3 protein-coding genes and 3 pseudogenes are annotated in these 6999 nt (G+C 40.4%); all 6 read left to right on the plus strand.

Going from position 1 to position 6999, the window contains the following annotated elements:
* Positions 1 to 267: 267 nt before the first annotated feature.
* The 6 genes and pseudogenes from JOD45_RS16015 to JOD45_RS16040 all read left to right on the plus strand — a co-directional run bounded on the left by JOD45_RS16015 (position 268) and on the right by JOD45_RS16040 (position 6853).
* Positions 268 to 501 carry a transposase gene (locus tag JOD45_RS16015; RefSeq protein WP_205004910.1) on the plus strand — a complete coding sequence of 78 codons (234 nt, stop codon included), beginning with the start codon at positions 268 to 270 and terminating at the stop codon, positions 499 to 501.
* Positions 468 to 584, plus strand: a pseudogene (locus JOD45_RS17015) (IS3 family transposase); the annotation flags it as partial. The gene JOD45_RS16015 and the pseudogene JOD45_RS17015, both read left to right, overlap by 34 nt.
* A gap of 3 nt (positions 585 to 587) precedes the next feature.
* Positions 588 to 747: pseudogene (locus JOD45_RS17020) on the plus strand (hypothetical protein); the annotation flags it as partial.
* Positions 748 to 1158: 411 nt separating this feature from the next.
* A pseudogene (locus tag JOD45_RS16030) lies at positions 1159 to 3259 on the plus strand (thioredoxin domain-containing protein).
* Positions 3260 to 3284: 25 nt separating this feature from the next.
* Positions 3285 to 5567, plus strand: a complete 2283-nt coding sequence (locus JOD45_RS16035) for a DEAD/DEAH box helicase (RefSeq protein ID WP_205004913.1) — start codon at positions 3285 to 3287, stop codon at positions 5565 to 5567.
* Positions 5558 to 6853, plus strand: a complete 1296-nt coding sequence (locus JOD45_RS16040) for a ribonuclease H-like domain-containing protein (protein ID WP_205004914.1) — start codon at positions 5558 to 5560, stop codon at positions 6851 to 6853. Before JOD45_RS16035 ends, JOD45_RS16040 begins: the two co-directional genes overlap by 10 nt.
* The last annotated feature ends 146 nt before the right edge of the window (positions 6854 to 6999 follow it).

Genomic DNA, 6999 nt, shown 5'->3' on the forward strand with positions numbered 1-6999 from the left:
GAGTACCTCATACTCTTATTACACAGCCGGTCTGAAAATAGATCAACCCACCTTAAAAATTTAAAATTAGTGTCTTGACAATGGGGTCCACCTTAATATGCCGTATGTTATAGATCTAGACTATAAGCTACTAAAAATAATCCTTGTAGTGTTCACCGCACACGGGATTATTTCTTTTTTGTTTTAAAAATTTTCATAAAAAGGTGATGTTAGACTCAAAAGTAGACACAGATTATAATAGTAACTAATAATAATGAGGTGTCTACAATGAGAAAAAAATTTGATAAAGAATTTAAGAAAAGCACCGTGCAAATGATGATCGATCAAAACAAATCGGCTGCACAAACGGCTAGAGAATTAGATATTAGTCCAAATACAATTCATAATTGGAAAAAGAAATATGAACAAGAATTTATTACTAAATATTTACCGCAATTGCCAAAGACGACCTTGAAAGAAAAGGAACACCCATTTCACAAAAAACAGTCACGAGAATCATGAAAAAAGAAGGTCTACGTTCAAGGACAGTTAAAAAGTATAAAGCGACCACAAACTCAAAACACTCGCTTCCAGTTTATAGAAATTCTATTTATCTAACAAAATACGAAACTAGAAAAAGAAATATTTGAGTACCTTGAGGTGTTCTATAATTCAAAAAGAATTCACTCTGCAAATGGGTATTACTCACCTCTGAATACGAACATATGTACCTTAAGCAGTTTGTGGGTTAAACGAAAAAGACATTAAAATTCCTCTTCATCCAGTACAGAAATTTTTTCTGTACTGGATGAAGAGGCCACCAAGCGATAGCGCGGTAGTGAAAAACAATATAAATTTGTGTCTACTTTATTGACATAACACCATACGCTTTTCGTATTAAATATTCACCTGATTTCGATATGTCTCTGATTAATCGGTTAAATCTGCCAATTAACTAAAAAGGGACTTATGAAATAAAATCCATTTTGGAAGAAACAAAAAATACTGATTTAAAACTGCAATCGGCGCAAATTTTTAATCGGGGGTTAATGTGTAGTACAATAACAATTGTTATCTTTTAATGGCTTTAAATCAACTTTATAAAATCCTATACGGCTTAGACACCCGTTCACAAAAATAAAGTTTGATTTAGATATTTAATAAGAGGAGTTGTTCAATATGTTTAACAATGATAATCATTATTTTAACCGTAACCGCAAACATACAAATAGGCTGATTCATTCAAAGTCGCCTTATCTTTTGCAACATGCTCATCAACCGGTTGACTGGTATGAATGGTCACCTGAGGCATTTCAAAAAGCTCAAAGGGAGGGCAAACCTGTCTTTGTGTCTATCGGCTATTCCTAGTTATGGATAGGTGAAAAACTCCACTTGCCACTGGTGTCACGTTATGGCCCATGAATCTTTTGAAGACGAAGAAGTCGCGGCGATTCTTAATGAATCATACATATCAATTAAGGTCGATAGAGAGGAAAGGCCTGATATAGATGCAATTTACATGACGGTTTGTCAAGCCTTAACAGGACAAGGCGGATGGCCGCTTAATGTTTTTTTAACACCTGATCAGAAACCGTTTTATGCCGGCACTTATTTTCCGAAAGAAAGCATGTACGGGCGTCCGGGATTTAAAGATGTTTTATTATCTCTTAAACAGCAATATTATGATAATCCGGAGAAAATGACAGAAATCAGTTCGCAGATTGTTAGAACGCTGTCGGAACAACCAAGAAGTGAAACGCCTATATCAGAAGGGATTCTTGACAAGTGTTTTGAACATTTTTCACAAACCTTTGATCCGAGGTTTGGCGGATTTGGCCAAGCGCCGAAATTTCCTTCCCCGCATCAATTAATGTATTTATTAAGATATCATCGCTGGAAGGAAGACGATGAAGCGATGGAGATGGTGATCAGAACGCTTGATTCCATGGCGGACGGCGGCATTTATGATCACATCGGCGGCGGCTTTTCGAGATATTCGGTTGATGAAAAATGGCTGGTTCCCCATTTTGAGAAAATGCTCTATGACCAAGCGCTTCTGATGATGGCTTATACAGAAGCTTATCAAGTTGCCGGCAGTAACAGATATCAAAGGATTGTCGAAGAGATTTACGAGTATGTGACGCGTGAACTTAAAGATAGTCAAGGCGGCTTTTATTGTGCGGAAGATGCTGATTCTGAAGGTGTTGAAGGCAAGTATTATCTTTGGGATAAGCAAGAAATTATTGATATTCTTGGTGATGACAGCGGAGAGCTTTTTTGCGATGCCTATGGAATCACAGACGAAGGAAATTTTGAAGGGCGTAATATTCCTAACTTAATCAATACGTCATTAATTCCGCTGGCTGAGCGTTATCAAATGGAAGCCGGCCAATTGAAAACACAATTAAATAATGCGAAAAGCAAGCTTCTTGAACATAGAAGCAAACGCGTTCATCCACATAAAGATGATAAAATTTTAACCTCATGGAACGGGCTCATGATTGCCGCTTTAGCTAAAGCTGCCCGGGTGTTTAACAATGAGTCATACTTATTAACTGCTGAAAAAGCCTTTTCTTTTATTGAAGAGCATATGATTAAGGACGGCCATTTGATGGCTAGATACCGTGACGGAGATGTGAAATTTAAAGGTTATCTTGATGATTACGCCTTTTTCATATGGGCTTGCGATGCTCTTTATGAAGCCACTTATGATTTTGGCTATTTAGAAAAAATGAAGCAGTGGACAGATCATATGCTGTCCAACTTCTGGGATGAAAAAAATGATGGCTTCTACCTTTACAGCAAAGATGCTGATGAACTTATTTTAAGACCGAAAGAAGTATACGATGGTGCAATTCCTTCTGGAAACAGTGTCGCGGCTTTAATGTTAATGAAGCTGTCTCGAAGGCTGGGCGAAACTGGTTATGAAACTTACGCCAACCGGCTGCTGGCTGCTTTTTCGAACCGGATCAATGCTTATCCAATGGGCTATGCGCAGTTTTTAACGGCTCATTTATTTATCCAATCGCAGCCGAAAGAGCTCGTCATATTTAAAGGGAAAGATGAAGAAGCGTATCATCAAGCCTTGCGAAAACTCAACAGTATGCTGCTTCCTGAAGTTGTGATCACCGCAGGAGAGGCTGAACAGTTAAAAGAAGACATTGCTTTTCTTAAAGACTATAAGACGATTGATGGACGAACCACCTATTTTCTTTGTCGGCAATTTCAATGCGAACAGCCTGCAACAGATTTTCAATCCATATATGAGAAACTAAAATAACTTGATTTAAACGAAGGGGATAGGAATGAAAGTCAGGCAAACAATGTCAGACCTTATTTCACACTTAAAAACAAACGAAAATATTGTTCATTGGCATACAATTCCCGAGCGCAAAGCTCTTACGGCGCCGTTTCCTGACGAAATGGACGAGCGGCTGATTAATGCTCTAAGAGAAAGAGGCATTGAATCATTGTATTGTCATCAGACAGAAGCCTTTAAGACTGCGCAAAGCGGGAAAGATTTTGTCGCTGTTACGCCGACCGCTTCAGGAAAGACTTTTTGTTACAACTTACCTGTTCTGCAAGGATTATTAGAAGACAATACGAGAAGAGCTTTGTATATGTTTCCAACCAAGGCGCTTGCGCAAGACCAAAAAAGCGAAATGAACGAAATGATCGATGAAATGGGTGTGTCTCTAAAAAGTTATACTTATGATGGAGATACACCAAGCCAAATCAGGCATAAAATCCGCCAAGCCGGGCAAATCGTGATTACAAACCCTGATATGCTTCATTCGGCTATTTTGCCTCATCATACAAAGTGGGTATCGTTATTCGAAAATCTTCATTATATTATCATCGATGAATTGCATACGTATCGCGGGGTTTTTGGCAGCCATGTAGCGAATGTGATCCGCCGGTTGAAACGGATTTGCCAATATTACGGCAGTCATCCTGTTTTTATTTGCACGTCAGCAACAATCGCTAACCCAAAAGAACACGCTGAGGCATTAACTGGGAGAAAGATGCACTTAATTGATCGGAACGGCGCTCCATCTGTCAGAAAACATTTTGCTTTTTACAACCCTCCTATTGTAAATAAGCCTTTAAATGTTAGACGAAGCGCGACCCTTGAGGTAAAGGAATTGGCTAAAGACTTTTTAAAGAATGATATTCAAACGATTGTATTTGCCAGAAGCCGTGTCAGGGTTGAGTTATTATTAAGCTATTTACAATCTATCAATACAGGGCGCGCGGAAAGATCGAAAATCCGCGCTTACCGCGGAGGCTATTTGCCTTCAGAACGGCGCAGTATAGAAAAAGGGCTGCGAAACGGCGAGATAATGGGTGTTGTCAGTACGAATGCGTTAGAGTTAGGCGTTGATATCGGACAGCTTCAAGTATGTATTATGACAGGCTATCCCGGTTCTGTCGCGAGCACTTGGCAGCAGGCAGGGCGTGCGGGAAGGCGGCAGGACGAAGCGGTTATCCTGCTGGTTGCTTCATCGAGTCCATTGGATCAATATATTATACAGCATCCGGATTATTTCTTTGAGCGGAATCCTGAAGAAGCGCGCATTAACCCAGACAATTTGATTATACTTGTCGATCATATTAAATGCGCAGCGTATGAATTGCCGTTTCGGGAAGATGAGACATTTGACGGGATTGAAATTGAAGATATTTGCACCTTTTTAAGTGATGAAGATGTCTTGCACTTTCAATCGGGCAAATGGTTTTGGATGAATGATGCTTTCCCGGCAACGAATATCAGCCTTCGTTCAGCTTCGCAGGAAAATGTCGTCATCATAGATCAAACCGAGCAGGCAAATGTCAAGGTTATCGGAGAGATGGATCGTTTCAGCGCCATGACGATGCTTCATGAGGAAGCGATCTATTTGCATCAAGGGGAGCAATATCAAGTTGAAAAGCTTGATTGGCCAGAGAAAAAGGCTTATGTCCGGCAAGTAGATGTCAATTATTATACAGATGCTCATTTGGCTGTTCAGATGGATGTTTTGGAAATTGATAAAATAAGGCAACAGGATGGCGAACGGTTTGAAACGGCTTTTGGCGAGGTTACGGTCAGAGCGATGGCGACATTGTTTAAGAAAATCCGTTTTGAAACGCATGAGAATATTGGCTGGGGACCGATTCGATTACCGGAAGAAGAAATGCATACAAACGCGGCGTGGATCAGCTTCTCGAATGACATGATACAGGAATATGGGAAGGAAGCCTTTGAACAAGCATTGCTCGGCATCAGCCATATTTTAAAGCATGCGGCACCGCTTTTTGTCATGTGTGATCCTGTCGATTTGCAGGTTGTGCCAAAAATAAAGGCACCGCATAATGAAAAGCCGACCATCTTTGTTTATGATAAATATCCCGGCGGCATTGGGTTAAGTGAGAAATTATATGATATGATGCCGGAAATGCTCAATGAAGTAAAAGTTATGATTGAACGCTGTCCTTGCGAATCAGGATGTCCGTCTTGCATCGGCACCATGGACAGCGGCGAAATCATGAATAAAAGGGTCATTGTGTCTCTTTTAACAGCAATGAAGGGTGAAGGCTTGTGTCATTAAAAAAGCAATTAGCAAGATATAAAAAGCACCTTAGCCGGGAAGAGGCCGACCAAAAGAGTGAGAGCAGCGCCCGGCCCTTAGATGCCAATGACCGTTATCAGAAGGAATTAGAATCAGCTGCAGAGCGCCTTAATGCGAAGATAAGGACGTTCGACGATCAGTTTGTATTAATTAGAACGGAAACGTTTGATTTGAACGAGAGTCACGGTCCCTATTCATTTGGAGAATTAGGGGATGTCCTTTGTGATTGGCAAAAATCGAACATGAGCCATCCTTTGTCTTCCGCCGGCAGAAAAATAGGCGACTTATTGTTTTTTGATACGGAAACAACAGGGCTTGGCGCTGGGGCCGGGCATATGATATTTCTGATCGGCACGGCAAGGATAACTGATGATAAATTAGTTCTAAAGCAGTATTTTTTGCCGGGCCCGGGACATGAAGCGGCTTTTTATTATTATTTTTTATTAGATTGTCCCGATCTTAAAAATCTCGTCACATACAATGGAAAAGCATTTGATTGGCCCAGAGTGAAAACACGACATCAGTTTGTCAAAGAGCGTGTGCCTGCGCTTCCCGCTTTTGGACACTTCGATTTATTGCATGCGTCAAGGCGGCTGTGGAAGGATCAATTGTCTTCGGTTCGGCTCGAGGCGATTGAACAGAATATATTAAATATCAAACGGCAGGATGATGTCCCAGGGCATATGGCGCCGTTTTTATACTTTCAATTTTTAAAGCAGCCCAAGGCTTCGCTCATTGAAGGGGTTCTCAAACATAATGCGGATGATATTAAAACGCTGGTAACACTCTATATCCACTTATCAAAGAAAATTTTGCACTTTAACAGTTCAGGCATTCACGATTATGAAGTGTATCAAATCGGCAAGTGGCATCGTTATATTGGCAATGACCGCCAAGCCATTTTAGTATTTGAAAGCCTTCTTCATACAAAGACATTATATGCCAAAAAAGCAATGAAAGAGCTGGCAGCCCTTTATAAAAGGGTTGGGCGGAATGATGAATCCTTGTCGCTGTATGAAGCGCTGGCAGAAGAAGATATGGACCCGGATATATGCATTGAAGCGGCTAAATTATTAGAACATCAATATAAAGATATAGAAAAAGCCATCAGCTATACCGAATTAGCTTTAAAACGCTTAGAATACAAAAACACGATATTAAAAACAAAATTGAACCAAGAAAAGCAAGCAATCACCAAAAGATACAACCGTTTAATAAAGAAAACTTGCCGATTGGCGAGCCGAGAGGCGAAGACAGAGGCTTAGTTGCCCTTATACTTAGATCCTTCAATTGGCTGCAACGTCGAGAAGGCTCCAGGTCAGCCAATTGATCATACTAACGTATAAAGAAAACTTGCCGATTGGCGAGCCGGGAGGCGAAGACAGAGGCTTAGTTGCCCTTATACTTAGCA

It is taken from the genome of Scopulibacillus daqui (genome assembly GCF_016908855.1).
GTDB lineage: Bacteria > Bacillota > Bacilli > Bacillales > Sporolactobacillaceae > Scopulibacillus_A > Scopulibacillus_A daqui.

Bases quoted from the DNA above. Each gene is read 5' to 3' on its own strand.
- JOD45_RS16035 (WP_205004913.1), top strand. From the start codon at position 3,285: ATGAAAGTCAGGCAAACAATGTCAGACCTTATTTCACACTTAAAAACA.
- JOD45_RS16015 (WP_205004910.1), top strand. From the start codon at position 268: ATGAGAAAAAAATTTGATAAAGAATTTAAGAAAAGCACCGTGCAAATG.